This is a genomic window from Halomonas sp. AOP22-C1-8 (assembly GCF_052378905.1).
Classification (GTDB): Bacteria; Pseudomonadota; Gammaproteobacteria; order Pseudomonadales; family Halomonadaceae; genus Vreelandella; species Vreelandella citrativorans.
This window is the reverse complement of the sequence record NZ_JBQSYD010000012.1, coordinates 85,386-112,239: the sequence shown is the minus strand read 5'-3', so window position 1 is coordinate 112,239 and position 26,854 is coordinate 85,386. Positions and strand designations below refer to the sequence as shown.

Sequence of the window (26,854 nt, the reverse complement as noted above, 5' to 3'; positions counted from 1 at the left end):
GCCTTTTCACATGCGCCAAATGGCTTTTTTTGACCTCAGTAATCTTTTCCTCAAAAGATTCCGACAAATTTATGTTTATATTCAAATCATCAATAGATGGCATAACACCACTCCTAACATAGACTATAAAAGGCCGAGCACAACACTTAAAACAAAGCCACTAAGCATTGTACTCTGCACCATATAACTCGCATCCGCCCTACTTGAGAGCGTTTCTAGTTCGACATGATGTCAGTTGCATCCAAGCGCATGGATTTCGGTACAAAAGCGCTTCTATCATGGTAGCCTACCGCAACGAATGCTATAAATACGTGGGATTCTGGGATACCTAGCAGTCTACGTGCTTGATTAACCTGATCCGTGCTCATTGCAGTGTTAAGCGGACATGCACCAAACCCCACATTCTCAAGGCCTAAAAGCAGATTCATCAAAAACAAGCCGCCGTCAATAAACGCTTGGTTACGTTCATCCGCAAACACATACGCAGACAAATCACTAGTTACCAAGAGTAACTTTGGTGGCATGTCATAGCCGGACCATCCTCCCTGTAGCTTTAAGACCTTTTGCATCAGTTCTTTGTCATCGAACTGGAAAACCCTTGCTGGCTGCCGATTACAAACAGAAGGCGCTTGCGCGGCAACATTGATCGCATCCAGAAGATAAGTACTGTCAACTTTTTGATCCAGAAACTCACGTACACTGCGACGCCCGAATGCAACATCGGAGAAGGACTTCTCGCAACATTCTGTTCCAGACGTGAAGCGCTCCAAATGTGCAGCTTGCACGCCACCTGCATGAACATCAGCTTTTTCGACATACCCTAGAACTTCCGGCTTAAATAAAGCCTTAAACTCGGAAACATTATAGTCTAATAATTTATGGCGCTCGAAATAGGCTTGCATGACAGCTGCACCTATTTTAAAAAAACTATCATCTGCTGATTTTCCACTATCGAGCCAACGGTTCATCTCTGCTGCCAGCTTTGGAATTGCTATTTTCCCAAATCCTGGGCGAAAATTTGTACGGCTTAGCCCCTTTTCAACAGCATGAGCATTGAACATAATCACAGCGCGTTCATTGCCTTCGCTTTGTGATACCATATTCTTCGCGTAAAACCTGATGTAGCGGTCACTATCAGCTTCAGACAACCTTTTAACCTTTTCAGCAGGTGTTGGACCCTTTATCTGCTGTGGTCTTGTCATGTCCTCTTTATTAATCGGGTCAAGCACTATTTTATAAAAACGTGCCCCCGGATTAGCACCTACAAAATGAACCGCCCCCAACATCACTTGAGAAAAATCATCCTGGGGAACAATAAAATCAATAAAGTTCTGTTCACGGTTGCCTTTCCGTCCTCCAGGCAATGTTCCAATAACTTTGAACGTACCAGTCCTTGAATTCCTCAAATGAATATTGATCGCTCGCGCATTGGTATTTGGTGCCCAATCAAATGTAAGCCGATAGGGACGGCCTTTCACTAAAGGTTGGGGCAAATCACACCAAACCCGATTTCCCTTAACCGAACCACCCGGAATAACAGTAATGGAAGTCTCGCTATGTGTCTTAGTCACCTTCCATGCATTGCTGCTAGGATGAAACTCGGGCGCTTCGATTATCGTTGCGCTATCAGATGGCGGTGAAAAATGCTTCTGACTCTGCTCGCTTGCCCCGATACCAGTACGAGCGGCACCACTCTGAACACGCGCGACGGTTGTAGCAAGCGTATCTTTGAGCCATGCCATAGATGACTCACGATCCGCTTTCAAGACGTCACTCGCAGCCGTGAAATCCAATGTAGTCGATACATTACTGTTTTGGGCAACCGTAGTCGCATCATCAGTTTCATACAGTCGGCGGCTTTCGCCAAACTTGAAATGTTTCAGGATGTTCACGAAACGATCAGCACCACGTTTCGTATTGTAGATTGATGAAAACGGACGCTCAAAAATGATACTGAAAGCCGTACCATGAAAACTATCGGTAATTACATAATTCGCATTCTTGTAAGCGGCCAAGAAATTCTCTACCGCATCCTCTGGTACGTACTCAAAGCGGTCGCCCGAGAATATCTCCATTGAAAGCGCACGTCCCTTGTCGGGATTAGGTATAATAACAATCTTCGACAGTCCCAGTTTATCGGCAACAGTCTCAGCCACCCGGCGCTTTTCAGGTGTCGGATCAAGGTAGAAAACATTCAGATAATCGCCCTCGGGCTGCCAGTTGGCGCTATCAGCAAGCCTCTCGTACTCGGCCTTTTCCAACAGGAAGACAGGGTCTACAACTTTATCAGCCTCAACACCGAAGACATCACGCGCAATATCTACGGCGTATTCTTCCCGCACCGAAATCGCATCGAATTTCTGTAGATTTTTTGAATGCTTCTCACCGAACTCACCATCGAATTTCTTGGTGCCCTTGTTGCCGAACGAGGTTGCATAGGCGACTCGACCGTTTTTGTCCGATACGAAATCAAGAAACAGATCATCGTTGACGCGTCCGATCATCGGGTTCCAAAGCTGATCGCTGCCCACAACAAAAGTGTTAACTTTATCGTTTAAATGCGGTAATTCGCTAAAATGAAACTGGTTCGTATACTCATACCCCATCCGATCCGCAAACTTCATGGATAGTAAGTCATGCGGCCACTTCACACGATAACCGTTATAACCTAAAGGCTCGTGAACCATAAGCACACTGTAACCTAAACTAGAGATCGCCTGATGCAAACCAAAATAGGTGGTCATAGAGCCATAATTAGCGCCATACCACCAGCCCAAGATAGCTACATCATATTCATATTTCGCGCTCATTATTTTCACTCCGACTTAAACCGTTCTTCCCAAACAGCTTTTGCAGTAAGGGTTTTAGATGATTCTTCGTATTGACTGCTCAATTTTTCGTAATTACCTTCCAGCCTACTTACTAAACCTTTAAAACGCTTGCGGTTGGCAAAATATGCTTGTTTATCAATCTTGCACATATAACCACGCCCTGTTGCTCCATCCAGCGTAATGGTATGGGGGCGCAGGAAGGTGTCGTGTTCAATAGCGCGTGCGTCCAACGGCAATGCTACCCCTTTTTTGTATTGGAGCGATTCGGGGAGTAAGTGCCCATTGAAGCTTAAGCGACGCAGTAACGTTGCCCAACGCCCTTTATTACGATGCGGCGAGTGGTGCGTTACCTTGCTGAAATCTATGGGTAGGCCGTCTTGCACTTTTTCGTTTTTGGTCAATTCGTTGATTTGCTTGCGCCGTTCGGCCATATCAACGTTTTGTTCCCAAAAGGCATCGCCTTGAAGTACGTCTTCAATTGCCTGGCAAATGGCAGCGGCAGATTCGTAGTGGTAGCTGTTGTTAAATCGGTTGAAGAACTGCGTCATCATTTTACGCAGGGATTTTTTGCCGATTTCCAGGTTATCAAACGTTAGGTGGTGAACAATGTGATAACGCATGTCTAAATACAGCGTTAAGGGGGATTGTTTGGTGAAGAAGTCTTCTTGTATTGCTACCACACCGGGCATTGTCATGATGTCGAAATCATTAGCCAGCGAGAAGTAGCTATCGTCTCCACGAACGAAGAAGGGGAACGGCCATACTTTTACTGATGCAACAGGGAAACAGAAGTACCACCACCCTGCATATTTGTTTTCAACATTACGTGGCTGTCCTATCGACATCGCAACAACTTGATTAAAGTCACGAAGATCACGCCCACTATCAAGGGGTATGCACCGCTGGTCAAAAGTGGCCCCATTCTCCCACATGCGCCATTTGTGTGCCTCGGTAATCATTGCGCCGCTCACCGCGCGGTTTTCTGCCTTTGAGTATTGCAAGACTGAAATCGTTCGTCTTAAAGACTCAGGGAAGAAGCTAGCATCGTCATCCATAAACAAGACGTGCGTAGACAACTCATTATCTACCGTCTCCATTAACCCCCTAGTAAACCCCCCAGCCCCTCCCAAGTTTCGGTTTTTTATTACTTTGGATTTTTCAAAAGGAATTGTGTCAGTATCGCCACCATTATCAATAACTAACAACTGAAATTTTTCTAACAGATCAGAGTTAGCATCAAAGTAGGCCTGCATCCGATGCCCCGTACTTTGAACAGCATCATTGCGTTTGAACGTCGTAATTACCGCTGTAAGCGATACGTCCTGGTGCGTTTGACCCACAACACTATAATCAACTTCATAAACATACGTGTCAGTGACCGCAATAACTTCTACATAAATTAAGCCATCAAGCAACATTTCAGGTAAGCGGATACTTTCCGTCCCCCCCTCACCCAACTCAATGCGGCTCTGGTACAATTGCTCCCAACTGCGTCCATGCCTAGCCATGACAATTTGTATAATAAAAGAGCCAGATGCCTTAATTACTATATCAACATTATGGTTATCAAAGTCATATAGGTGCGCAGGGAAAGAATTAAAATAACTATCAAAACTTATCGTTGCACCACAATGTACAAAGTAAGCTTTCTTTAATGTATCAAAGCCTGTACCCCCTTTACCTCCATGAAAAAAAAGTGGGTACTCACTATTAATTCCCGGCTCGGGTAAAACAAGGCGCTGAACTATGTTTTTAACTTCCATGTATTGACCTGACTGGTTAGTTATTGATTCACCCACTGTACTCATTTATGAGCGCCATCAAGGTAGTTCTTTGCTACATCTAATGCACGCCCAATGGTAATATCCATATCCAAATATTGGTATGTGCCCAAGCGACCTACAAACGTCACGTTCTTTTCTTGCTGTGCCCGCGCTTGATAACGTTCAAGTAATTGGGTTTCTTCTACCAAGCGAATGGGGTAATAAGGGATATCATTTGGCCCGCACGCGCGGCTGTATTCTCTAAACGCTATTGTCTTTGTAAAACTTTCACTTTCCCAGGGTGCGAAATGCTTATGCTCTGCAATGCGTGTAAAGGGAATATCACTATCTGGATAATTCATTACAGCTGTTCCTTGGTAATCGCCTTCTCCACGGACCGGCTCAAAATCAAGGGTGCGGTAGCCTAAATGCCCAAACTCGTAATTAAAATAACGATCAAGTGGACCTGAGTAGAAAATGTGTTCAAATTTTTCTGTTAAATCTTCATATTTAGTTTCCAGGCGGACTTCAATATTTTCGTGATCAAGTATGTTCTCAACTATTGCGGTATAACCATGGCGCGGCATACCTTGAAAAGGATGGTTGAAATAGTTATCGTCGTAATTAAAACGTAATGGCAAGCGCTTCAATATCGAAGCAGGTAGTTGGCTAGGTTCTACTCCCCATTGCTTACGAGTGTATCCTGCAAAAAAACCTTGGTATATATCATCGCCAACAAACCGTAACCCTTGTTCTTCGAACGTTTCAGGCTCTTTTATATCCATCCGGGCCTTGCTTTCAATGAAAGTTTTGGCTTCAGAAGGCGACATACTTTTCCCAAAGAATTGGTTAATAGTATGCAGATTAATAGGCATAGAGTAGACCTGCCCTTTCACCGTAGCTTTCACACGATTGACATACGGCATCATTTCGCCAAAACGATTTATATATTTCCATACCCGCTCGTCATTTGTATGGAATATGTGGGGGCCATATTTATGTACCATTACGCCGCTTTCTTCATCGCGTTCCGTATGACAGTTACCAGCAGAATGAGAGCGCTCGTCAATCACAAGACACTTATAGCCTTCCTCAGATAAACTACGCGCGATTACAGCCCCACTAAAACCTGCACCTACTATACATATTCGTTTCATTACAATTCGTCCTGTTGATTCATTCCTGAATTAATAGAATAACCGTAGTATTTTAGACCATACGATGGAGGCAAGAAGGCCTGTAGCGCACCCCTCTCTGCCCTACCACCCAAGTGAATAAACGTATGAGATAACGACAGACTAACCCAAGCACCGCGATCTCATATTTAGCACTTACGGATACTGGGGCGATCAATATAAGGTTGCGTAGCAGTCTTGTACTCATATCATTACTGTAAATCATAAGCTTAGGATGTTTGACTCGCCAATAAACCCGCATAGGCATAGCGTAACATTGATTGGAGAAGCCGTACCCTCTGAAAGTGGCTATGTCTATTAGTTGCATACATCATCAGGAAAAATTGGCATACTCATTTTTCTGTGCGAATGAAGGTCAGATACTGCTTCAATCCCCAACGCTGCTGAGTAACCTCATGGCGTATCGAAAAATACCCCAAAACAACTTGTAGCTTCAGACGCGCTCCTTTCACTCGCTCCCCCTGTACAAGCTCTCCTTCGTGCGCACGTTGCTGATAGGGTTTTACGTTCAGTTCTTTAACGGTATTTTCTCGCTCTTGAACAAGGTCAATTGCTCTCTTTTTCATCTGAGATACAAGATGTTTATTTCTGGGGCGATAATGCCCCATTTGTACGCTATCCACTATTGCCACTTGCTTCATTGGGCTTGATACCCACGTGTGCCATACCCAATCAACCCCAAGCGCAGCATGCTTATCTGACATGATAGGAAGAAGCTGAAGCAGCAGATCCCTGTGGATCAGCGGCATCATCAGTTCGACAAAATTGGTTCGCCGGAAATTAAAACGTGGGTTGCTGATCGTAAGACGATATGCATAGACACTTTGTGGAGTAAGAGAAGGTTGCGCTAATTTAAAACCTTCATTTTGGGCTAACTTCAGAAACTGAGATATGTCTTCCGGGCTTGTTTCAATATCATCATCAGGAAACCAGAAATATTCATACTCATTCAACAGTTCTGGATGTGTTTGAAGAAGATTGCATATGCCTATCCATTTACCCCCTGTGCAAATGTGGTGTCTTGTGTCCGCATTTGCACCATATTGGCTAACCATTCCTCGATAACCTAAATTTGACGCAAAGAGCCATTCAGGAGCTTGTTGAGCGCTCTCAGCGCGGCAAACAATTAAAACTGGTTTCATACATAACCATCAACGCGATAAAATAAAGTAGTGCTAAACTTTAGCACAGGTGTATACCACGACTAACAGCCCTCTAGTTAGTCATCACCACTTATATCTTCTAGCTCTGCCTCTTGTTCACTTTTATAGCGATAAGCAAGTTTTTTTGCTTTCTCCAGCACTAAAAAATCATTTTCTGCCCAATTTTGCGCTTCGGCTAAACTAAGACCATATTCCACACCTAAAACACTACGATCATATTTAGCTACTTCTGCTTTAGCTGCTTTAAATATTCCGTCAGGTGTGACACTGATTATCCCAACTAGTTCGTCTATCCTTTTTTTTGCATGACCATGGGCTTTACGTAACACATTTATTGCTTCTTCTTCCCACTTTTCATCCCTGGCCTTTTGAATAATCACACCCAAGCCATTGAATCTTTGCCTAATATTTGCCAATTCCTTTCGTATCGAATTAATTTGTACAGCGCTTAAGGTTAAGGGATCAATATCAAAAGACTCTTCACTTAACGCTTGTATCAGTGTCTTATCATCAGTATCTTGATGGTAATCTGCAATGGCTTCGTTAATATCGTCATACCATACGGCACTGCCATTTTTAAGATAAATACCTGCTTTGCATAAATCTCTTAGTATTCCTTCTCCATGTGACACCATGATTAAAGAGGCTTTTCCTACACGATCTTTAAACAAAGCTTGGGCTTTGGCCTTAAAAGCACGATCGCCTACAGCGGTGGCTTCGTCTGAAATGTATACGTCGAAATCAAACGCAAGCGATAATCCAAACGAAAGGCGTGACTTCATGCCCGATGAGTAGGTACGAATCGGCTCATCAAAGGCATCACCTATTTCTGCGAAATCTTCGACAAAATGTATAATTCTGACTATATCATTTCCATGGCCTTGTGCACGTGCCACAAACTTAACATTCTGCCGCCCGGTCATATTGCCTTGCATACCGCCAGTTAACCCTACTGGCCAAGAGACCCGGCTGCGGCGGATAACCTCGCCTCGCTCGGGCGTATCCATACCCGCTATCAGGCGTAATAGGGTGGATTTTCCCGCGCCGTTAGCGCCAATCAATCCCACGCTAACCCCTGTGGGAATCGTCAGGTTAATGTCTTTGAGCACCCAATCGCTACCATGGTGGTTGTGGTAGCGCTTATAGAGGTTTTTGATTTCAATCATTTGGTGTTGGTAACCGATGGTAATTCAAAACAGAGTGCAATGATTGTGTTGGGGGGCGAAGATGTTTGAAGAGCACCTGAAGCGGTGCTGAAGGTGAGCACGATGGCGAGATCAGGGCGTCGTGCCGACGCCTTCCGCGGGTGCCTCATTCGCTCGTTCCTCGCGAGATTCGTTACCGCGCAACGAAGAGCTGGTAACTCTCACTTCCCTGCCCTTTCGTTCGTACATTGCTTCTAGCTTGCTTTTCAACACTGCGCGGGCGTTTTGGTCGCCGTGTACCAAACGGATGGTGCTGGGCCAGCGGCGCATGCGCTTTACAAAGTTTAGCAGGTCGTTTTGGTCGGCGTGGGCGGAGTAGCCGCTGATGGAGGTGACGCCTGCGTTAATGTCGATACGCTGGCCGTCTATTTCTACCCAGCCGCCTTGGCCGTATTGCTGTATAGCGCGGCCTGGGGTGCCTGCGCCCTGGTAGCCGACAAACAGCACTTGGTGGCGGGCATCGCCTAGCATGACTTTTAGGTAGTTCATAATACGCCCACCTGCACACATGCCGCTGGCGGCTATCACCACGGCGGGCCTGCCGGTTTTGGCTAAATACTCAACCGTTTGCTCGTGTTCGGTGTGGCTTTCTACGGTGTAGAGGCTGGTAAAGTTGAGCGGGTGTCGGCCCCCTTTTAGCCGCTTTTGGGCTTCATCGTCCCAGTAGGGTTTTAGCTCGCGGTATACCTTGGTAAAGCGAGCCGCCAGCGGTGAATCGACGATAATTTCTAGCGTGCTCCACTGGTGGTTTTTGGCTTCATGAATAATGCCTTCCAGTTCGTAAAGCAGTTCTTGCGTGCGGCCTATGCTGAAGGCGGGCACCATGACTGTGCCGCCGTTGGCTAGCGCTTGTTCTATCGCTTTTCTTAAAACGGCACGGCGCTGACGGCGGTCCGGGTGGGTACGGTTGCCGTAGGTGCTTTCTAGCACTAGCTGGTCGCAGCCGTGGGGCGATTTCGGTGCAGGTAGTAGTGGCGCGTGAGGTGCGCCCAGGTCGCCGGAGAAAACGATGCGCTCTTTTTCACCATTGGCAGCCTGGTGCGCTACTTCAACGTAGCAGGAGCCTAATATGTGCCCTGCCCGTTTGAGTTTGATGCGGGTGGTGCCGTTTTCATCTTCAACGATGCGGTGCCATGTTTTGTAAGGCACGCTAACGATTTGCTTTTCCAGCTGTTCCTGAAAACGTTGGATCAGTTGTGTATTGCGGGTAAAGCCAATTTTTAGCGCGTCTTCAATGACCAGAGGCAATAGCTTAGCAGAAGGCTCTGAACAGATAATGGGGCCTTTGAATCCGGCTGCCAGCAGGTACGGTAGCCGCCCTACGTGGTCAATATGTACGTGGGTGATAACAAGCGCCTGTACGGTGCTGATATCAAATTCGATTTGTAGCTGTTCGAAGCTGTCTTTTTCCGCGTCTTCACCTTGAAAGAGGCCGCAGTCGATGAGCAGTGAGTGTTCGCTATTCAGTATGAGCTGATGGCAGCTGCCGGTAACGCCGGTTGCGCCGCCGTGGTGAATAATGTCGAGCATGTGGCTCCTTTTTTGGTGTTGTTAGGGGCACGAAGCCAAGTAGTGATTGGTGGAGCATCCGGGGCGTCGTTCCGCCGCCTTTCGCGGGTGCCTTTTGCTCGTGCCTCGCAAAGCGTTACCGCGCGCTACACAATCAGCAGGGTAGATATTTCGTAGCGTGTGGTAAGCGCAGCGCACCCGCAGCGGCGGCCTGGCGCGAGCGAAGCGCGAAGCGGTGCCGGGGTTGGGCATTGGAGGCGCATTCGGGGCGTCGTTCCGCCGCCTTTCGCGGGTGCCTTTTGCTCGTGCCTCGCAAAGCGTTACCTCGCGCTACGTTTGAATAATCAAAGCATTAGATAACTTGTAGCGCATGGTAAGCGAAGCGCACCCGCAGCGGCGGCCCGGCGCAGGAGCAGCGCGAAGCGGTGCCAGGGTTGGGCATTGGGGCACATCCGGGGCGTCGTTCCGCCGCCTTTCGCGGGTGCCTTTTGCTCGTGCCTCGCAAAGCGTTACCGCGCGCTACTCGAAGGTGTGCCTAACATCTACTAGCGCGCTTAGCGCCCACTAGCGACCCTAGCTTGAATAATTTTTTGATAATAACCGCTTAGTTGTTTCTTTTTCTGCCTTAACGCATCGATTTCGGATCTCGTCAGCGGTTCTAAAGCCGACGAGATAACTTGCTTCGTTGGCGGTGAGGGCTGAGGTTTGTATTCCGAAGATATTTTTGATTTCATCACCAAAGCGCTCCTCCAATAATTGGATATGCTTTTTTACTGCGCGAAAATTTGTTGATCGACCAGCATTTACCAGCAGTATAGACCCAATTGCGTTTCCGCCGTTCATTGAAGAGTACTGCTCAAGGACGTGCATTTTTATGTCGCGGGAGCGCCGCGAAGCGGTGCCGGGATTGGGCATGGTGGCGCATTCGGGCGTCGTTCCGCCGCCTTTCGCGGGTGCCTTTTGCTCGTGCCTTTTGCTCGTGCCTCGCAAACGTTACCACGCGCTACATTTGAATAATCAAAGAGTTAGACAACCTGTAGCGCGTGGTAAGCGCAGCGCACCCGCGGAAGTAGCGCAAAGCGGTGCCGAGGTAGGCATTGAGGCGCATCCGGGGCGTCGTTCCGCCGCCTTTCGCGGGTGCCTTTTGCTCGCGCCTCGCAAAGCGTTACCGCGCGCTACACAATCAGCAGGGTTGGTATTTTGTAGCGCGTGGTAAGCGCAGCGCACCCGCGAAAGCGGTGCCGGGGTTGAGCGTTGGGGCGTATCCGGGGCGCCGTTCCGACGCCTTTCGCGGGTGCCTTTTGCTCGTGCCTCGCAAAGCGTTACCGCGCGCTACAGGGGTTTGGTTTTCACCCTTCACCCTTCACCCTTCACCCTTCACCCTTCACCGCTATCAGTCTCGGTGATCTTTTACGATCATGAGAATCATGCTGAAGATAAAGGCGAGGAAGATGGTGATGATGGCAAAGACACTGCTGTTGTAAAGTCGATTGGGTTCAGTGGGGTATTCAGGAAATAGCGGGCTTTGTAATACGCTTACCTGTTTAAGCTGACGCGCAGCTTCCAGGCGGGTGTTTTCCAATACGGCTAGCGCGTTTGAGTAGGTTTCCTGGGCAAACTGAGCCTGTAGTTCTAGTGTTTGGTACTCTGATGAAACCCGGTTAAGCGAGTTTCCGGTGGCCTGGGCCAAGCGGTCACGCTGTTCCTCAATTTGGTCGCGCAGCGCTGTAATGTTCCTTTCTACCTGGCGTAACTCGGCGGATTGTGTGCTTTGAAAACTTGCCAGTGCATTACGCTGCGCTTGAAGACGTGCCAAGTCGCCTTCCAAGGATGCGACAACCTGATTAATCCCTTCTACCGTAGCAGTGGGCGATACCAGGCCATATTCGTTTTGAAACTCAAGTAGCTGGGCACGCGTTTCTGTAAAGCGCTCTTCCAAGCCTACCATTTGCCGTTCTAAAAAGTGTACCTGCTCATCCGCCAAACGATGCCCCATTTGGTTCATATGGTCTTCGCCCGCGTTTAGTAGTAGCGATGCCATATCGTAAGCAAACTCTGGGGTATAAGCCTGCACTTGAATATTGAGTACGCCCGCATATTCATCCAGCTCTATATCCACTCGGCGCAAGTAGTATTTATGCAGGTCTTCAATAGGCACATCAGGATTACGCAACCTGGCAAAAAAATCGCCGCGCTCACTGTAATGCTGACGAACGTTAAGCTGCTCATCAAGCAGGCGCAGCATATCGACTGAAAGCAAATGCTCACGTAGCAGGAGCAGATCAGCAGTGTTACCTGCACCTCCTCCCATTAGCGATGACAGGTTAAATTCCGGCGTGGCCACTTGGGGGCTTTCAAGCACTACCGTGGCATAGGAAACATAACGTTCTTGCGCCCATACAAACCAGTAAAATGACACAAGCAAAATCGCCAAAATAGCGATGGCCCACTGAGGCGATTTATTAAAAAAACGACGTAACGAAACAGGCATGGGTTATTGGGCCTTTAATCGGTCAACAAAGCGCAGGTGCATTAATAGCCCTAGCGCGTTCAACGTAAGGGTTGCCATCCAAAAATACAGCATGCTGGTGCCGTGAATGGTTTTATAGTTTTCGAAAAAACCTAAACGCAGGGTTTCTAATCCGTGAGGAATCGGATTAAGCATTAAGTATTCAAGCAGCCAGTGCGGCATTTGATTAAGCGGAAATATAACGCCGGAGATAATTAATAGGGGCAGTGAGAGCATCCGTATCACTCTGCCGACTTCAGGCACCAAGACGGAGGCTACAGAGGTTACTAGCCCCAAGCCCACTCCAAGACTCCAAAGCGATAGCCAAGCAGCCATGGCTCTGATGGCATTATCGGGGTACATATCCAACCCCAGCATCAGGCCACCCGCCATAAACAGTAAGAAAATAAAGGTACGCAGCATCCCCTCAAGGAAGTTGCGAACTAAAACTGGGTCTACGGGCTGTACTTGGCGATAAGCAAACAGTGCCTTGTTGCCTTCAATCGCCCCCATGCCGCGTAACATGCCTTCCCTTACCAGGAAGAACCCCATCATTCCTGTAATCATCCAGGGTATAAAGGGGGCATTTACGATTAACCGATCACCACTAACAAAGCTGCGGATGCCGACCATAATAGCGACCAGGGCAAACGGCTCGAAGATCATCCAAAACCAGCCCATGCGGTCGGCCATGGTGCGTGAAATAGCTTCACGCATGAACATGGCGTACCACACGCTGCGGGTCACTTGCCAAGGCGTGCGGGCGCCCCGGCGCGTTGCTTGTGTATCAGCCATGACGGGTTGCCGCCTTTAGGTTCGTGTTGTTTGTCATGAATTTTTGCATGTGCGGGTGCGGCTTCGGGCGGCGGGCGCCGCCTTTCGCGGGTGCCTCGCTGCGCTCTTTACCACGCGCTACAAGGGCACCCGAGAATTTTCCTTAGAGATCAAGCGCGACGCGCGTGGTCACGGCGATCTGGAAGAGGATCTGCGTTAGCGTAGAAGCCAGCTGCAAGTTGTGTACCGGCGCCTTGGGCATTACGAGGATTTCATCACCCGGGCGTAGCGGTGAATTACGCGCGTGTTCCACAGCACCGTTTTGGCGCACTAGTAGAATCTGGCTCTCATCGGCACGCTCGGTAAAGCCACCGGCGCCGTTGACGTAGTCGATCACGCTTAGACCGGGGCGGTACACCACGGCCTGGGGCACCACTATTTCACCGCTGATCAGAACCGAATCGCTGATTTCAGGAATGGTAATGACATCGCCGTCTTGCAGGCGGATATCTGAAATCTTGCCGCCTTGCGCGACTACCAGGCGGCCACTGGGCTCAAGTTCACCTGCGCGTTCAATAAAGCGTTCAATCAGCTCGGCTTCACGTAGACGAATCTGGGCTTCTTCGTCGGTGCGTGAGGTGGCCCCCAGGTAGGTGGTTTCCAGCCGGCGTAGGCTATCTTCCAGCGCCTGTTCCTGCTGTTCTTTCACACTTTCACGCCGGAGGGAGACGCTTTCAACGGCGGTAAGCCCTTGTGGCACGGCAATGGCATCAAGCAGTTCACTTAGGCGAGCATTGCGCGGCAAGGCATAGAGTGAAGGCCCGAAGTAGCTGCCTTCTATTTCAACTACGATGGTTTCATTGCGTTGGTCTGCAGTGAAGGTGACTTCGTCGCCACTGCGAATGGTTTGGCCAGCAAACAGGGCGATGGGGAAATAGTGCGCAATAGGGCCATCCTTGCGATGACCACGTAGCAACACATTGGACACTCCGCTTCTCAACCGCGCCAGGTTTAAAAGCTCGGCGCCGCTAAGCGTGTTACTGGTTAGCTCGTAGCGCATCTCGCGGTGTACGTCTCCAATAACGGCAATCGCCGGGCCGCGCTCTTCCACAACGATGGTGTCGCCGTCCTGGAATTGCGGGCGTGCAATCGTGCCGTTAAGTAAAAAGTCGTAGAGATCAACCGTTGCAACCAGGCGATCGTTGCGCATTACGCGTACTTGGCGGTAGCTGCCTAGGTCTTGCTCGATCCCGCCTGCCTGATCAAGAAAGTAGAGCAGCGAGTCATCGGGCGTACCGGCATAGCGCCCGGGGTTTTGCACATAGCCTGTGACATAAACGGCAACGGGCTGGACGCCTTGCAGGTTGGTGTAAACCTCAACGTTGTCAGGATATACCGAGGTAATCGCGCGGCGAACGCTGTTATCGACCTCTTGGCTACTCTGGCCTTCCACATTCAAGGGGCCAGAACCAGGGATGAAGATATTGCCCTGGGCGTCAACTGGCAGCACACGGTCTAACTCAAATGCACCCCAGGCACGCACGGTGACCTGGTCGCCTGGTTTAATGCGGTAGTCGGCGTTCAGGCCATCACCCATGGCGCCACGAAAACCACCTGTGAAGAGGTTATACCCAAACGGGGGCAGCGCATCCGGGTCGCGGGGCGGTGTGGCAATGGGGCCATAAGTGCCACTGCGCCAGTCGGCGCGGGGCATGTCGTCTATCTGGCCTTGCTGCTGCCCCTGCTGGCCTTGAGACGATGCCCCCTGACTACTGCGCTGGCCTGAGAGGGTGTCGTCCGGCAGGCTGATAATCTGGGCGGAGGCAGGCGTGCTGAGCACGACCAAACAGGCGAGCGATACGGTAGTCAGCGCTTTCGATAGGCAAGCGCGCTTGCATGCTTCAAAGAGATTCATTAAAGGCGCCCTTCTGCCGTTTGCGTTATGACTCGCTGGTTTACCCACTCTTCTGACGACGCTTTGCATACCAGTGCACGGCGTGCTTCACCACTCATGCCAATCACTTGTAAGCGACGGCATTCACGCCCACTGGCTGCCAGGTAGGGTTCGTCGGCCACAATTTCAACATTGTCGCCCCACGGGCTTGCAGCCACGCTGATAACGCCACCGGCAGGCGTTTGGTCCAGAAAGCCATTCACGCTTTCATCAAGAATGGGCTTCGCGGTGTCATCATTAAGGACATAGCGCGGCTGTTCAGAGGCGCTGCCGGAAGGATAGCTTGTGGCGCACCCACTGATGACGACCATACTTAACGCGGCCAGCAGCATGCGGGCCGGTCGCGCTATTAAAAATGAGGTATTTGGCATAATAATTTTCCAAAAAAGGCACGCTACCGCCCAGGGATTGTAACGGGCGCATTCCCTTGCCCAACGCTGTGCGGATGAAATTTGATAATCAATGCTATTTAAATGCTCAGGCATTGTAAGGGATTAGTGGGCCTGGCTCTACTCTTGAGACTTTTTTGCTGGGCACAGATTTTATGTGGCGCCCTAAACGTTAAGGCTCACCACTGCATGAGCAAACAAAGCCCAATAACCCCCGGTGCTGCGGGCGATATAAAAATGCCGCTCGGATTGTCAGAGCGGCATGATGTGGCACACATGCTTTAAGAACAGTGCCTTAAGAACAATGTTTTAAGAACAGGCTTTAAGAACAATGTTACAGGGGGTTGTCATACACCTCTGCGGCTTTAAACGCCTTTCCCGCTTGATCTTTTTCAGATAGCGCGAAGGGTACCGGTAGCTCTGGCCACTGGATGTTCAGATCCGAGTCATCATAACGGATACAGCGCTCGGATTCAGGATGGTAGAAGTCGGTGGTTTTGTAGAGGAAATCCGCTGTTTCAGACAGCACCACAAACGCATGACCAAAGCCTTCTGGCACCCACAGCTGGCGGCTGTTCTCAGCAGAAAGCTCAACGCCTACCCACTGGCCAAAGTGAGCCGAGTGTTTACGCAAATCGACCGCCACATCCCACACAGAGCCCTGCACCACGCGTACCAGCTTGCCCTGTGGCTGCTCTAACTGATAATGAATGCCACGCAATACACCCTGGCGAGAACGCGAGTGGTTATCCTGCACAAACTTACGTGTGCAGCCCGTGGCCTCTTCAAACGCCTTCTGATTAAAGCTTTCCATAAAGAAGCCGCGCTCGTCGCCAAATACCTTAGGCGTTAACGCTACCACGCCGGGCAGCGAGGTCTCTTCAATCTGCATTACAGGCTCCCTTTGGCATCCAGCCGCGTCAATAGGTACTGACCATAGCCGGTTTTAGACAGTGCATTCGCGCTTTCGCGCAGCTGGGCATCGCTCAGCCACCCCTGCAGCCAGGCAATTTCTTCCAGGCAGGCTACCTTCAGCCCTTGGCGGTGCTCGATGGTTTGTACGTACTGGCTGGCTTCCAGCAAGCTATCGTGCGTGCCGGTATCCAGCCATGCAAAACCGCGCCCCAGGCGCTCAACACGCAGGTCGCCACGCTCAAGATACGCGTTATTGATGCTGGTAATTTCCAGTTCGCCGCGCTCTGAAGGTTTCACCTGGCGGGCAATGTCCACCACATCGTTGTCGTAGAAGTAGAGGCCAGTAACGGCATAGGGCGACTTGGGCTCGGCAGGCTTTTCCTCAATGGAGACCGCCTTGCCATCATCATTAAACTCGACCACGCCAAAGCGCTCGGGGTCTTTTACTAAATAGCCAAACACAGTGGCACCGCTTTGCTGCGCAGAAGCCCGTTTCAGTTGGTCCGAAAAGTGCTGCCCGTGAAAGATATTATCTCCCAGCACCAAACAGACCGGCGCATCACCAATAAAATCTTCACCGATCAAAAACGCTTGCGCCAGGCCATCCGGGCTTGGCTGCACCGCGTACTCAAAACGTACGCCGAACGCGCTGCCATCGCCCAGCAGGTTTTCGTACTGAGGAAGATCTTCAGGCGTAGAGATAATCAGAATTTCCCGAATCCCGGCCAACATAAGCACCGAAATGGGATAGTAAATCATCGGCTTGTCATAAATAGGCAGTAGCTGCTTTGAAACACCGCGTGTAATTGGGTGCAAGCGTGTACCGCTGCCCCCTGCCAGAATAATACCTTTACGTTGCATCGTTTTTTGCTCCTTGCTTATAGCTGCGCGGTTAACGCGAGCGGGCTATTTCTTCCACGGTCAGAGCCAGTTGGCTTTGCCAATCCGGCAGCTGTACTGCTAGCGCTTTTTCGAGCTTATCAACGGAGAGCCGCGAGTTCAGCGGGCGCGCAGCGGGCGTCGGGTAATCCGTGGTTGGAATAGCCGAAACGCCGTCCGGCGTAATGACCAACGGTAAACCGCACTGTTTTGCCGCCTTAAAAATCTCACAGGCAAAACCATGCCAGCTGGTCTCGCCACGCGGTGCCAAATGGTATACCCCGCTTGCCAGGGTGGCACCTTCGCTTAGCAGCCTCGTTAGCGCCTGCTGCGTTACCAGCGCGATCAAACGCGCAGGCGTCGGCGCGCCCACTTGGTCATTAATAATGCTTAACGCCGAACGCTCCGCTCCCAGGCGCAGCATGGTGGCTAAAAAACTTTTGCCAAAAGCACTGTAGACCCAACTGGTACGAAAGATCAGGTGTTGGCAGCCGCTATTCGCTACCGCCTCATCACCGGCAAGCTTGGTCGCACCATAGACGTTGCACGGCCCGGTGGTGTCACTCTCCTGCCAGGGCTCACTGCCTTGGCCGGTGTATACATAATCGGAAGAGTAATGAATCAGCCATTTGGATTGCTGCTGGCAGTATTCAGCCAGTTGAGTGGGCAGCGCCGCGTTCAGGCGCTCAGCCATTGCCTGGTCGGATTCAGCGTTATCCACCGCTGTATAAGCCGCCGCATTCACCACCACATCAGGCTGATGCGTTTCCAAGTACGCCGCAACCGCATCAGCATCGGAAAGGTCCAGCGCCGCTCTGCCGGGTGCCAGCACGTTACCCAGTGTTGCCAACTGGCGCTTGAGCTCAAACCCGACCTGGCCATTGCCACCGGTTACAAGAATTGTGAGGGGTGAAGTGTGAGGGGGTAATAGTGAGCGTTCAGATATCATAATGAAGCCTTCAAGTGCTTAATGAGTCCGCCCAGCTGAGAAAATAGTGCGTTAATCGCCATTTCCAGAGCTGAAATATCAGCCGTATACCCTAGCCGTTGGGCAATTTGGCACTGCGTTTCAAGTTCACTGAGCGATCCTCGCGCTATGTGTAAAAACCTTAAGAAATCGCGCTTACTACCGCGTGCTGCCCCTTCCGCGATATTGCTTGGCACGGATACGGCTGCACGCTGCATTTGACTAGTAAGCCCGTACTGCTCAGTCAAAGGAAAATTAGCGGTCATTGAGTAAATCAACACAACAAGATCCATGGCTTGTTGCCATGCACGAAGCTGTTGATGTTTTCTCACGAACTCTCTCCTCTCACCTTACAAGCGAAGCGCTTACACCCTTTACAAGCTACCCAACCGCTCGCCCTGGTAGCTGCCGTCTTGCACGCGCTGCCACCATGCGCGGTTATCAAGGTACCACTGCACGGTTTTCCGCAGCCCGGTTTCAAAGGTTTCTTCCGGGCGCCAGCCAAGTTCGCGTTCGATTTTGCTGGCATCAATCGCGTAACGCAGGTCGTGGCCTGGGCGGTCTTGTACGAAGGTGATCAAATCGCGGTAACGATGCTCAGCGGGCACCAGTTCCTGCAGTAAATCACACAAGGTTTCGACCACCTCAAGGTTCGCCTTTTCGTTATGGCCACCGATATTGTAGGTTTCGCCTACCATGCCCTCGGTCGCGACCTTTACCAGCGCACGGGCGTGGTCTTCTACGTACAGCCAGTCACGCACCTGCTGGCCATTGCCATATACCGGCAACGGCTTGCCCGCCAGAGCGTTTAAAATCATCAGCGGGATCAGCTTTTCAGGGAAGTGGTATGGCCCGTAGTTATTGGAGCAGTTGGTTACCAGCACCGGCAGGCCGTAGGTGCGGTGCCAAGCACGCACCAAGTGGTCCGAGCTTGCCTTGCTGGCGGAATAGGGTGAGCTGGGCGCATACGGCGTTTCTTCGCTGAAGAGGTCTTCCGGGCCTTCCAGGTCGCCATACACCTCGTCGGTCGAGATATGGTGGAAACGAAACACTGAGGCTTTTTCCGACGCGCTTGCTTGCAAGCCTTTCCAGTAGTGGCGAGCCGCTTCCAATAGTGTGTAAGTACCCACTATGTTGGTTTGAATAAACGCCGCTGGGCCATCAATAGAGCGGTCTACGTGCGACTCTGCCGCCAAGTGCATCACCACATCCGGCTGGTAGCGCTCAAAAATAGCCGCCATACGCGATGCGTCACCAATATCGGCCTGTTCAAAAGCGTAGCGCTCGTTGCCTTCAACCGCTGCTAGCGACTCTAAATTACCGGCATAGGTTAACGCATCGATATTGACGACTTCATGATCGGTATGCTCAATCAGATAGCGAATCACTGCAGAACCGATAAATCCTGCTCCACCAGTTACTAGAATATTCATTGAAGGTCCCTTGGTAGGTAATTCATAGTATTTCTTCCGGAGCTTAAGTAATTCCTTCTACGCTCAGCACCGAAAATTTTCCAGATAAGCGCCAGAAAATTTATGCCTCCCTCCGTGAAGAAGCAACGAAGCGGCAGCTCGGTGGCATGGGCTAGCCTTATTAACTAAACAACCGACCATTTTTCAATGGCCGGTTGTTGATAAGCGCTCGCTTAAGAGCCATTTTGCATTGGAAAACGTTCGGCACATTATCCATCTATGGCTTTTTAGGCTAATTGTTTGCGGTGCCTTGAATGAACGCCCCATAAAATAGCCAAAAGAAAAGCATACATCATTACACCACTGTTATGCCCAAAAAAGGTTTGCGTTAACCCAAAATCGATATAGGCCACGGATAGCAAAGTTCCTGCTACGGCCACCGAGCGTACTTCCAGGTTAGCATGTCTTGAATACTCACCAAATAGCTTCATTGGCACAAGATACACCAGTAAAAGCACGGTAAGCCCTACCAAGCCACGCTTGGCGAATGTGTCGATAAAATCATTATGGGCATGGCTATACTGTAAAATAACAGGGTTGACGGCTCCCCGCTCTGCTAAAGTGGCAATTCCATCTTTGTATCCACTCTCCCCCCAGCCAAACAGTGGCTTATTAGCAATTAGGTAGCTAGCGCCTTTCCACATTTCAAACCGCGCACCCAAGGAGGTATTTTGAGTTTCACCAGAAACATAACGCGAAATGTCATCAACCCCTTGAAACACGCGCTCCTGCACACCCGTTTGCGGCAGTGCGAAAACCGTGCCCCCCCCTACCACAATGGCTAATACAGCCGCAGCTTTCCATTTAGTTGACCACACTTGGCCATAGCTACGGTAGAGAACAAATAATATGAGGGGAAAGCCAACCCAGCCGCCACGGCTTCCCGAAAAAAGTGAACCGATCATTCCCATCACGGCGCCAAAAGCAAGCAGCAGCAACCAGCTTTTCCTGTGTGGCTGCAATGCGGCCCACCCCATTCCCGCAAGGCAAAGAATGCCTAGAAGGATGCTTAAATTACCGAACTGAATGACATGCGTATAACCGCTGGCACGGGAAATACCCATAAAAAGCTTTTGCCATATAGCCCAACTACCAGCCCCGATGGCACCCAATGCAAAGCCACTCCACATGAAAGCCAAGCGGGGCGGATAACCAATTATTAGCAGAAGCGCAGGGATAGCGAGCAAAAAACGACTGGGCCGGTCAAACTCTCGTGAACCATCCCCGTTAAGCCAAGCCATCAGCATAAATATTGAGGCGTAGAGCGCCATCACCAGCATGACGAGCCAGTCCTGCCGACTTAACGATAAACCTGGCCGTAGCAAAGGAAGCGCAAGACCACCCAGTAAAAGCAGCAGTGCACCGATTGAATAACCCGAGGGCACCACCAAGGAAAGTGCGCCAAACAACAACACCGAAACACTGGTATAAATTGTAACGTTAGAGCTTTCTATATCAGTAGATGGCACATTCGCCTCACCAGCAGTGGATTAAGGGGGCGAATAATAGCAGCTTTTTACTGTTATGTTCCTGCCTTAACGCTGACCACTTAAAACCTAGTACGCGTTCTCGTTGGTAAAGCCTTTAAATATAGTTAAGAAGATAATACGTAGATCCAACCAAAGTGACCAATTATCAATGTACCAAAGGTCATGCTCGACACGACGCTCCATCTTTTGAAGTGTGTCAGTTTCGCCACGAAGCCCATTAACCTGTGCCCAGCCCGTAATGCCCGGCTTGACCTTATGGCGCCACATATAGGATTCGACCAAATCCTTGTAGTACTCATTATGAGCCAAGGCATGCGGACGCGGCCCAACAATTGACATACGTCCCTGAAGCACATTATAGAATTGTGGCAATTCATCCAGTGAAGTGCGCCGCAAAAAAGCACCCAATTTTGTCACTCGTGGATCACCTTGCCTAGCTTGAGTGACTGTACCGCTATCTTCCTCATGCACTTCCATGGAACGAAACTTATAAACTTTGAACTGCCTACCATTAGCCCCTGTTCGATACTGCTTGAACAGCACAGGTCCGGGGGAGGTGATTTTAATCGCAATAGAAATGCCAATACACACTGGCAAAATTAGAAGGCTTATAAGCCCCCCAACGAATATGTCTTCCAAGCGCTTGATCACCTGCGCCATTCCATTCATAGGGGTTACACTCAGATCAATAGCATAATGCCCTGCCACTTCGCTCATACGATGGTTTAACAAGTGCATATCCCGAAATTCTGGAATAAACCGTACCTCTGCTGTTTGATTACGTAATGTAAAAAAAATCGAACGTACAGTACTGCCCATCTCCAAAGGTACACAAATCCATACTTCGCGAGCTTCCGAAACAGCCACTCGGCGAGATAAACGCTCAAGGCAGGCATCATCAGGTGTATGAGATAGCCGTTCCACCCCAGCGATGGAATAGCCCTCACCTGGAGAGGCTCGCATCCCTCGGGCAACATTGATCAGATGATGAGAGGGGCCAACCAGGAATATAGAGCGTCGTGCTTTTCCCCTTAAGCGCGCCTGTCGAAGTACAAGTTGCAGCAATACCCTAGCCCCTCCAGCCATGATAAAAGACAAGAGGAGCGACACACCGACCCAAAGTCTAGAATAACGTTCAGCAGCGTGGGCAAAGTAAATAATTGAAGTGGCTAAAACACCGACAACCAGCCAAACAATAAACAGTCTAGCGAGTAAGGTCGAGATACGGGTAACCCGCCATCTAGCATAAGCACCTAACAGGCCATTTAGCAGCAGAATTAGTAATGAAATAATGATGACGGCAAGAACGTAGCGCTCATGCAATATAAAGTGTTCGAATCTCCAAAAGTGGGAGAGCAAACTTCCTGTTATAACAGCGAGAAAATCGACTATCGGCACTATCAATTGGGCCGGATAGCGTTCAGTCAGCCCTTTGGTCTTTCCTAACATTGTTAAATCCGTTGTTGGCCTTAATTGAAAATCACTATTCATGTTCAAAAATTAATTAAGAAAAATATTTGAGCCCCACGGCTCGCTAATTGCAGCGACCATAAACAACGCTTTCAATTTCGTCGTGTACATTCATTATGCCTTGAACGCATTGCCACTAAGAGGGCGTATTGAGACACCAACGGCCAATCCTCTTGGGATCTCTTCTCTCTCCCGGAAAGTTAGTGTGAATAATCGCCTCACCTGCGGCCTTGACTCAATTCCACCGTGATAATGCAAATAGGAAACACTGTAGCAGCTGACTTTTCGATGATTCGGCATATGACATTCATGAGACTACCCTTCCTCCATCCATGCCAAATTATAGCTCTTCGCTCATCATTCATTCGATTTTGTATCTGCATCACCATTACTCCCAATTGGAAGAAAAATTAATAGTGTTACGCTGACCGGTCGAGTCCGCCACCCCTGGTTTTTCGGGGGAAAGGTCTGGGGATTACCGCTGCCTTTAAGTGCTTATCTTTCGTTAGATCGCCTGTGCGATGAGGAACACCGCCTGCTCGGCAGTTACGGAACTGATTGCTCGATTAACTTTTTTCACAGGCAGTTAAATAAACATTAATATTTCTCCGCATGGGGACTATCCCAATAGTGCTTATGCATACTTAACTTTTTCTTCAAGCTACTTGAGAGCTTCTTTTCCTGTTGCCCAAGTTTATATCCGGAAAGTTTTAAGAAATTACGCACGATTATCGAGGGCCAAATATACCATTTAGAAAGACCAAGGAATTCAATTTCAGATTTGACGTAGCGTAACCCTTCCCCCCCTGCACCACCGAAGCTCTGTCGAATCCACGGTTCACGAGCGTGAAAAACACCTTGATCAAAATAGCGATGAAATTCTTGTACAAGCGAGTAATCATGAGAATGCCTACATTTTGCATCGCTAGCATAAGCAACTTTCCAATTAGATAACAGCATCCTGGCAGCAACGTACATGTCCTCAGACAAGATTACATGATCAGGAAATCCACCAACCTCCCTGAGAGCACTTGCTCGGTAAGCAGAAAATGAATTAGACATGAATGGAGTTTTGATACCAAGCTGAGAAGCATCGTCTAGAGACTTTATTCGTGACACGTCAGGATAATTAAACAACCGAGCATGCTGAGCCAATAGATTTGCATCAAGATGTGGTAGCTGTCTTCCACAAACAGCGCCGACACTTTCATCAGTGAATGGCTGAACTAATCGCTCAACCGCTTCAGAATCTTCTAGATAAGCATCTTGAGTTATGAACACATAGATGTCATAACCAGGATACTTATCGATCATCATTTGCCGCGTGCCGCCATGGTTGAACTCACTACTTGGAATAATAGTGAGATTTTCAACACGGCTACCAGCCAACTCTTGCGTACCATCTACTGAACTCGAATCTACCATAAATAGATCGAATCTGGCATTCTGACGCTCTAGTGAGTCCAATAGCCGCCTCAGAACATCACAACCATTATATGTAGGTATGATACAGGCAACACGCATGGAGCCATTTACAATAATATGCGACATCATCTCTCACTTTTAGCGCCATTCGTCTGGGCAGCTTACCTTCCAGCCAGCTAGCTAGCTCATTTCCCAAGTTGTATAAGTAGCCCCCCCTACAAAATATAGATGGAGGAAATTATGGAAACCATCAATTTTCAAACTTGAGCCGAACTGAAAAATCATTTAATTCTCAGCTTCTTGCAATCAACTAAATAAGATAAGTAGCATCAAACATCCGCAATGCTAAGCACTCGCCGTTTGACGGTCGACAGTTTTGCATCGTATTGACACACTCTACAATAGAAAGCCTAGAGTTCTTGGATACGTTATACAAAATGTAATTGCTCTCAATTAGCATCTTGCTCTTTCAGCACTCATCTCATTGGGCTGCAAATTCATTTGTCTTTCAATTTCTTATACTTTTTTAGAAGAATCAATAACTCGCTTAGTAGCCTGTAGAAAACCATGACCCACTTTTTTATCCGGCTCAAGATGACAGCCTTCCGCCCATTCGTTCCATGCGTTAACAAAAACAAAAGCTTCATTTTCTGGGTATTCAGAAACGCTTTCTACAGCATATTGTAACCAACGACTATAAATTTCAGGATCTAAATTCTGAATAATGGTCGGAGTTTTCCTTCTGGCTGTATTGTCCCAACTCGGAAAAACAACAGGAAACTTTCTGTAGTCCTTCGGCCAAGTTCGGCTTGTCATGTTCTCTACCATTGCCTTATAGTCAACACTATTAATCGCTGAAGCATTATTCTTGACGAACTGAAACAAGCGATCAGGCAACGTTTTCCGTGCTATATCTACCAAGGCCTGCGAGGGAGTACTAGCAATAGGAAAATCGCGACGATCCGGCTGAAAATCAATTATTGCATCGTACCCCATATCCAGCAGGTCGGAGTCTGAAAATTCAACGAAACCGCCCTTCACTGCACAAATATAAAGGCCTGGGAGACCAGCTTTTTCAGCCCTATCCCTCCAGATTGAAAAATATTCCTTCGATTCCGGAATATGATCCGGTCGATAAACAAGGAAGAAAGGCCGCCCATCCACTTTAATATATCTATAATCTAGAAAATATTTTATAAGCTCATTAATATGCTCAAGAGAGTCTTCTTGAGTATAATTTTGGGCGATTAGAATTTCCCGATCCAGACCATCCCAAGCCCGAGTCCAATTTTCATTAGCCCAGCACATACAAAAAGGAAAGTCTGGGTCCTTTTCTACCAATACTTCTCGAAGAGGGCGATCAAGTAGTTGATTACCGTTAAACCAATAATGGTAATAACAAAAGCCGTCAATACCATATTTTTTTGCCAGATCTGCCTGTGCTTGCCTTGTTTCAGATAAGCGCAAGTCATAAAACCCTAAGTCTGATGGTATATGTGGCTGGTGATGCTTTTTAAAGCGTGGTTTAGCTTGAGCAACATTGCTCCATTCGGTAAATCCTTTACCCCACCACTTATCATTCTCAGGGATAGGGTGGAACTGTGGAAGATAAAAAGATAAAACTTTAGTCACAACAAGCTCCTCGACTTTACAATAGTGATCAGAAAATAGCCAAAGGTGGCAAGAAGATGAATACCGCCTTCAAGAGAAAAAACAAGGTGCATTTGTCCCATCACGACAGCATAATATAAAAACAACAGAGTCTTTCCAGAAATGAGAGAAAGTATAAAATTCAAACTCGTTATAGATTTATAAAAAACGCCACCTACTGCTCCAACAACAACTCCAGTAGCTATTATCAACAATGGAGCTCCTGTATAGCCAAAAAAGTATATAAAATTTGCAGGAAATGGTGCTGTAAAGCTAGCTCCCTGAGACAGCCTGTATTCAACCAATTCTCGTGGCGCAATAATGTACATTAGGTAGGATATACCGCTTCCCCTCTCTGCTTCAGCAGCTCCCCAGCCAACAAAATGCTTAGTTATAACATCAATACTTTTGTAATGCCCTGACACGTTATCCAATGTATAGTTCATCTGACCTTGAGCAGCGAGCCGAGTCCAGAAAATATCATATGAACCGTATATTAGATAATAATTAAAAATTATTAAACATCCCCCCACCGCCATTAAAGCTATGAGATAAAAATAATGACGTATCTTTACTCTCCCCTGAAGCTCCAACAAGAAATAAGAAACGAAGAACATATAGAGCAACAATAAAATTCTTGAAAACTTTTCTCCTAAAAAAATACACACTACGAGAGCTATAAAGAGCCATAGATAAGCATATGAACGAGGCATTATTCTCGTATAAAAAGCCATACCCATGACAAACCCAAGTAACGGTAATGAATTATAGACCTTTCTATATAAAGGGGGCATTGTTGTGAAAAAATGAAACCTATCCACCTCAAGAAATAACGGAGAACCGTGCATCATCAAGTTAAAAGAGAGATAGGTTATTGCCAAAAATGCTATAGCCAGAAATGCTTTATGAAAAATAACATCTAAATATTTAATACGTGGAACATCACCTTTAAAATAATAAGTGCACCTAAAAACACCTATTATAGTGGTGAAAAAAAGGATTGAAAGAAACGCATTTCTAGCGGCTCCTCCCGTTATTGTCGCATACTCTCCTGCTTCAAACAGATACAACCCAAACTGTTCAGAAAACACGCTACTAAGAAGCGCACCAAAAACCCCAAACGCATACAAGAAAAATACAATCCCCCCTCTAATACTCATCAAAAAAAACAGAACTATAGCGAGCATGAGGATAGAAATAGAATTAAGAATACCACTGGATATATTAATAGAAAAATAAAACAGTAGAAGCGACGATAACGTAGCCAGAATTATCAAGATAAAGCTCATAAAG

General features: G+C 48.4%; 21 protein-coding genes. All 21 read right to left on the bottom strand.

The genetic code is table 11. The features are described 5' to 3' along the window. Positions 1 to 215: 215 nt before the first annotated feature. Entirely contained in the window at positions 216 to 2,810 is a 2,595-nt protein-coding gene (locus ACT3TY_RS08760) for a polysaccharide pyruvyl transferase family protein (protein ID WP_444627930.1), read from the bottom strand. Between the two features lie 5 nt (positions 2,811 to 2,815). Further along, on the bottom strand, positions 2,816 to 4,639 hold the full coding sequence (locus tag ACT3TY_RS08755) for a hypothetical protein (RefSeq protein WP_444627929.1): 1,824 nt from the start codon (positions 4,637 to 4,639) through the stop codon (positions 2,816 to 2,818). Beyond that, complete coding sequence (gene glf, locus ACT3TY_RS08750; RefSeq protein ID WP_444627928.1) at positions 4,636 to 5,751, bottom strand: UDP-galactopyranose mutase; 1,116 nt, start codon at positions 5,749 to 5,751, stop codon at positions 4,636 to 4,638. The genes ACT3TY_RS08755 and glf overlap by 4 nt, the downstream gene beginning before the upstream one ends. 371 nt (positions 5,752 to 6,122) lie before the next feature. Further along, positions 6,123 to 6,932: a DUF707 domain-containing protein gene (locus ACT3TY_RS08745; RefSeq protein ID WP_444627927.1), complete on the bottom strand. Its 810-nt coding sequence runs from the start codon at positions 6,930 to 6,932 to the stop codon at positions 6,123 to 6,125. 77 nt (positions 6,933 to 7,009) lie between these two features. Continuing rightward, positions 7,010 to 8,119 (bottom strand): ABC transporter ATP-binding protein, encoded by a 1,110-nt coding sequence (locus ACT3TY_RS08740; RefSeq protein ID WP_444627926.1) that lies wholly within the window; start codon positions 8,117 to 8,119, stop codon positions 7,010 to 7,012. Between the two features lie 111 nt (positions 8,120 to 8,230). Continuing rightward, positions 8,231 to 9,688 carry an MBL fold metallo-hydrolase RNA specificity domain-containing protein gene (locus ACT3TY_RS08735; RefSeq protein ID WP_444627925.1) on the bottom strand — a complete coding sequence of 486 codons (1,458 nt, stop codon included), beginning with the start codon at positions 9,686 to 9,688 and terminating at the stop codon, positions 8,231 to 8,233. A 552-nt stretch (positions 9,689 to 10,240) separates the two neighbouring features. Beyond that, on the bottom strand, positions 10,241 to 10,582 hold the full coding sequence (locus ACT3TY_RS08730) for a hypothetical protein (RefSeq protein ID WP_192528017.1): 342 nt from the start codon (positions 10,580 to 10,582) through the stop codon (positions 10,241 to 10,243). A gap of 478 nt (positions 10,583 to 11,060) precedes the next feature. Next, positions 11,061 to 12,158, bottom strand: coding sequence for a chain-length determining protein (locus ACT3TY_RS08725; RefSeq protein ID WP_444627924.1), 1,098 nt, complete (start codon positions 12,156 to 12,158; stop codon positions 11,061 to 11,063). 3 nt (positions 12,159 to 12,161) lie between these two features. Continuing rightward, complete coding sequence (locus ACT3TY_RS08720) at positions 12,162 to 12,971, bottom strand: ABC transporter permease (RefSeq protein ID WP_444627923.1); 810 nt, start codon at positions 12,969 to 12,971, stop codon at positions 12,162 to 12,164. Positions 12,972 to 13,113: 142 nt separating this feature from the next. Continuing rightward, positions 13,114 to 14,865, bottom strand: coding sequence for a polysaccharide biosynthesis/export family protein (locus tag ACT3TY_RS08715; RefSeq protein WP_444627922.1), 1,752 nt, complete (start codon positions 14,863 to 14,865; stop codon positions 13,114 to 13,116). Next, a complete protein-coding gene (locus ACT3TY_RS08710; protein ID WP_444627921.1) occupies positions 14,865 to 15,275 on the bottom strand; it encodes a DVU3141 family protein in 411 nt (136 codons plus the stop codon). The genes ACT3TY_RS08715 and ACT3TY_RS08710 overlap by 1 nt, the downstream gene beginning before the upstream one ends. Before the next feature lie 352 nt (positions 15,276 to 15,627). Continuing rightward, positions 15,628 to 16,185: a dTDP-4-dehydrorhamnose 3,5-epimerase gene (gene rfbC, locus ACT3TY_RS08705; protein WP_444627920.1), complete on the bottom strand. Its 558-nt coding sequence runs from the start codon at positions 16,183 to 16,185 to the stop codon at positions 15,628 to 15,630. Next, positions 16,185 to 17,069, bottom strand: a complete 885-nt coding sequence (gene rfbA, locus ACT3TY_RS08700) for a glucose-1-phosphate thymidylyltransferase RfbA (protein ID WP_444627919.1) — start codon at positions 17,067 to 17,069, stop codon at positions 16,185 to 16,187. Before rfbA ends, rfbC begins: the two co-directional genes overlap by 1 nt. A gap of 31 nt (positions 17,070 to 17,100) precedes the next feature. Beyond that, the gene (rfbD, locus tag ACT3TY_RS08695) at positions 17,101 to 18,036 is read right to left on the bottom strand and encodes a dTDP-4-dehydrorhamnose reductase (RefSeq protein WP_444627918.1); all 936 of its coding nucleotides are present in this window, start codon (positions 18,034 to 18,036) and stop codon (positions 17,101 to 17,103) included. Further along, positions 18,033 to 18,386: a four helix bundle protein gene (locus tag ACT3TY_RS08690; protein WP_444627917.1), complete on the bottom strand. Its 354-nt coding sequence runs from the start codon at positions 18,384 to 18,386 to the stop codon at positions 18,033 to 18,035. The genes rfbD and ACT3TY_RS08690 overlap by 4 nt, the downstream gene beginning before the upstream one ends. Before the next feature lie 42 nt (positions 18,387 to 18,428). After that, positions 18,429 to 19,487, bottom strand: coding sequence for a dTDP-glucose 4,6-dehydratase (rfbB, locus tag ACT3TY_RS08685; protein WP_444627916.1), 1,059 nt, complete (start codon positions 19,485 to 19,487; stop codon positions 18,429 to 18,431). A gap of 266 nt (positions 19,488 to 19,753) precedes the next feature. Further along, a complete protein-coding gene (locus ACT3TY_RS08680) occupies positions 19,754 to 20,995 on the bottom strand; it encodes an O-antigen ligase family protein (protein ID WP_444627915.1) in 1,242 nt (413 codons plus the stop codon). A gap of 87 nt (positions 20,996 to 21,082) precedes the next feature. Further along, entirely contained in the window at positions 21,083 to 22,507 is a 1,425-nt protein-coding gene (locus ACT3TY_RS08675; RefSeq protein WP_444627914.1) for an undecaprenyl-phosphate glucose phosphotransferase, read from the bottom strand. A gap of 576 nt (positions 22,508 to 23,083) precedes the next feature. Beyond that, positions 23,084 to 24,037 carry a glycosyltransferase gene (locus ACT3TY_RS08670; RefSeq protein WP_444627913.1) on the bottom strand — a complete coding sequence of 318 codons (954 nt, stop codon included), beginning with the start codon at positions 24,035 to 24,037 and terminating at the stop codon, positions 23,084 to 23,086. Positions 24,038 to 24,427: 390 nt separating this feature from the next. Further along, positions 24,428 to 25,543, bottom strand: coding sequence for a glycosyltransferase WbsX family protein (locus tag ACT3TY_RS08665; protein ID WP_444627912.1), 1,116 nt, complete (start codon positions 25,541 to 25,543; stop codon positions 24,428 to 24,430). Further along, the gene (locus ACT3TY_RS08660) at positions 25,540 to 26,850 is read right to left on the bottom strand and encodes a DUF6418 domain-containing protein (RefSeq protein ID WP_444627911.1); all 1,311 of its coding nucleotides are present in this window, start codon (positions 26,848 to 26,850) and stop codon (positions 25,540 to 25,542) included. Before ACT3TY_RS08660 ends, ACT3TY_RS08665 begins: the two co-directional genes overlap by 4 nt. Between the last annotated feature and the right edge of the window lie 4 nt (positions 26,851 to 26,854).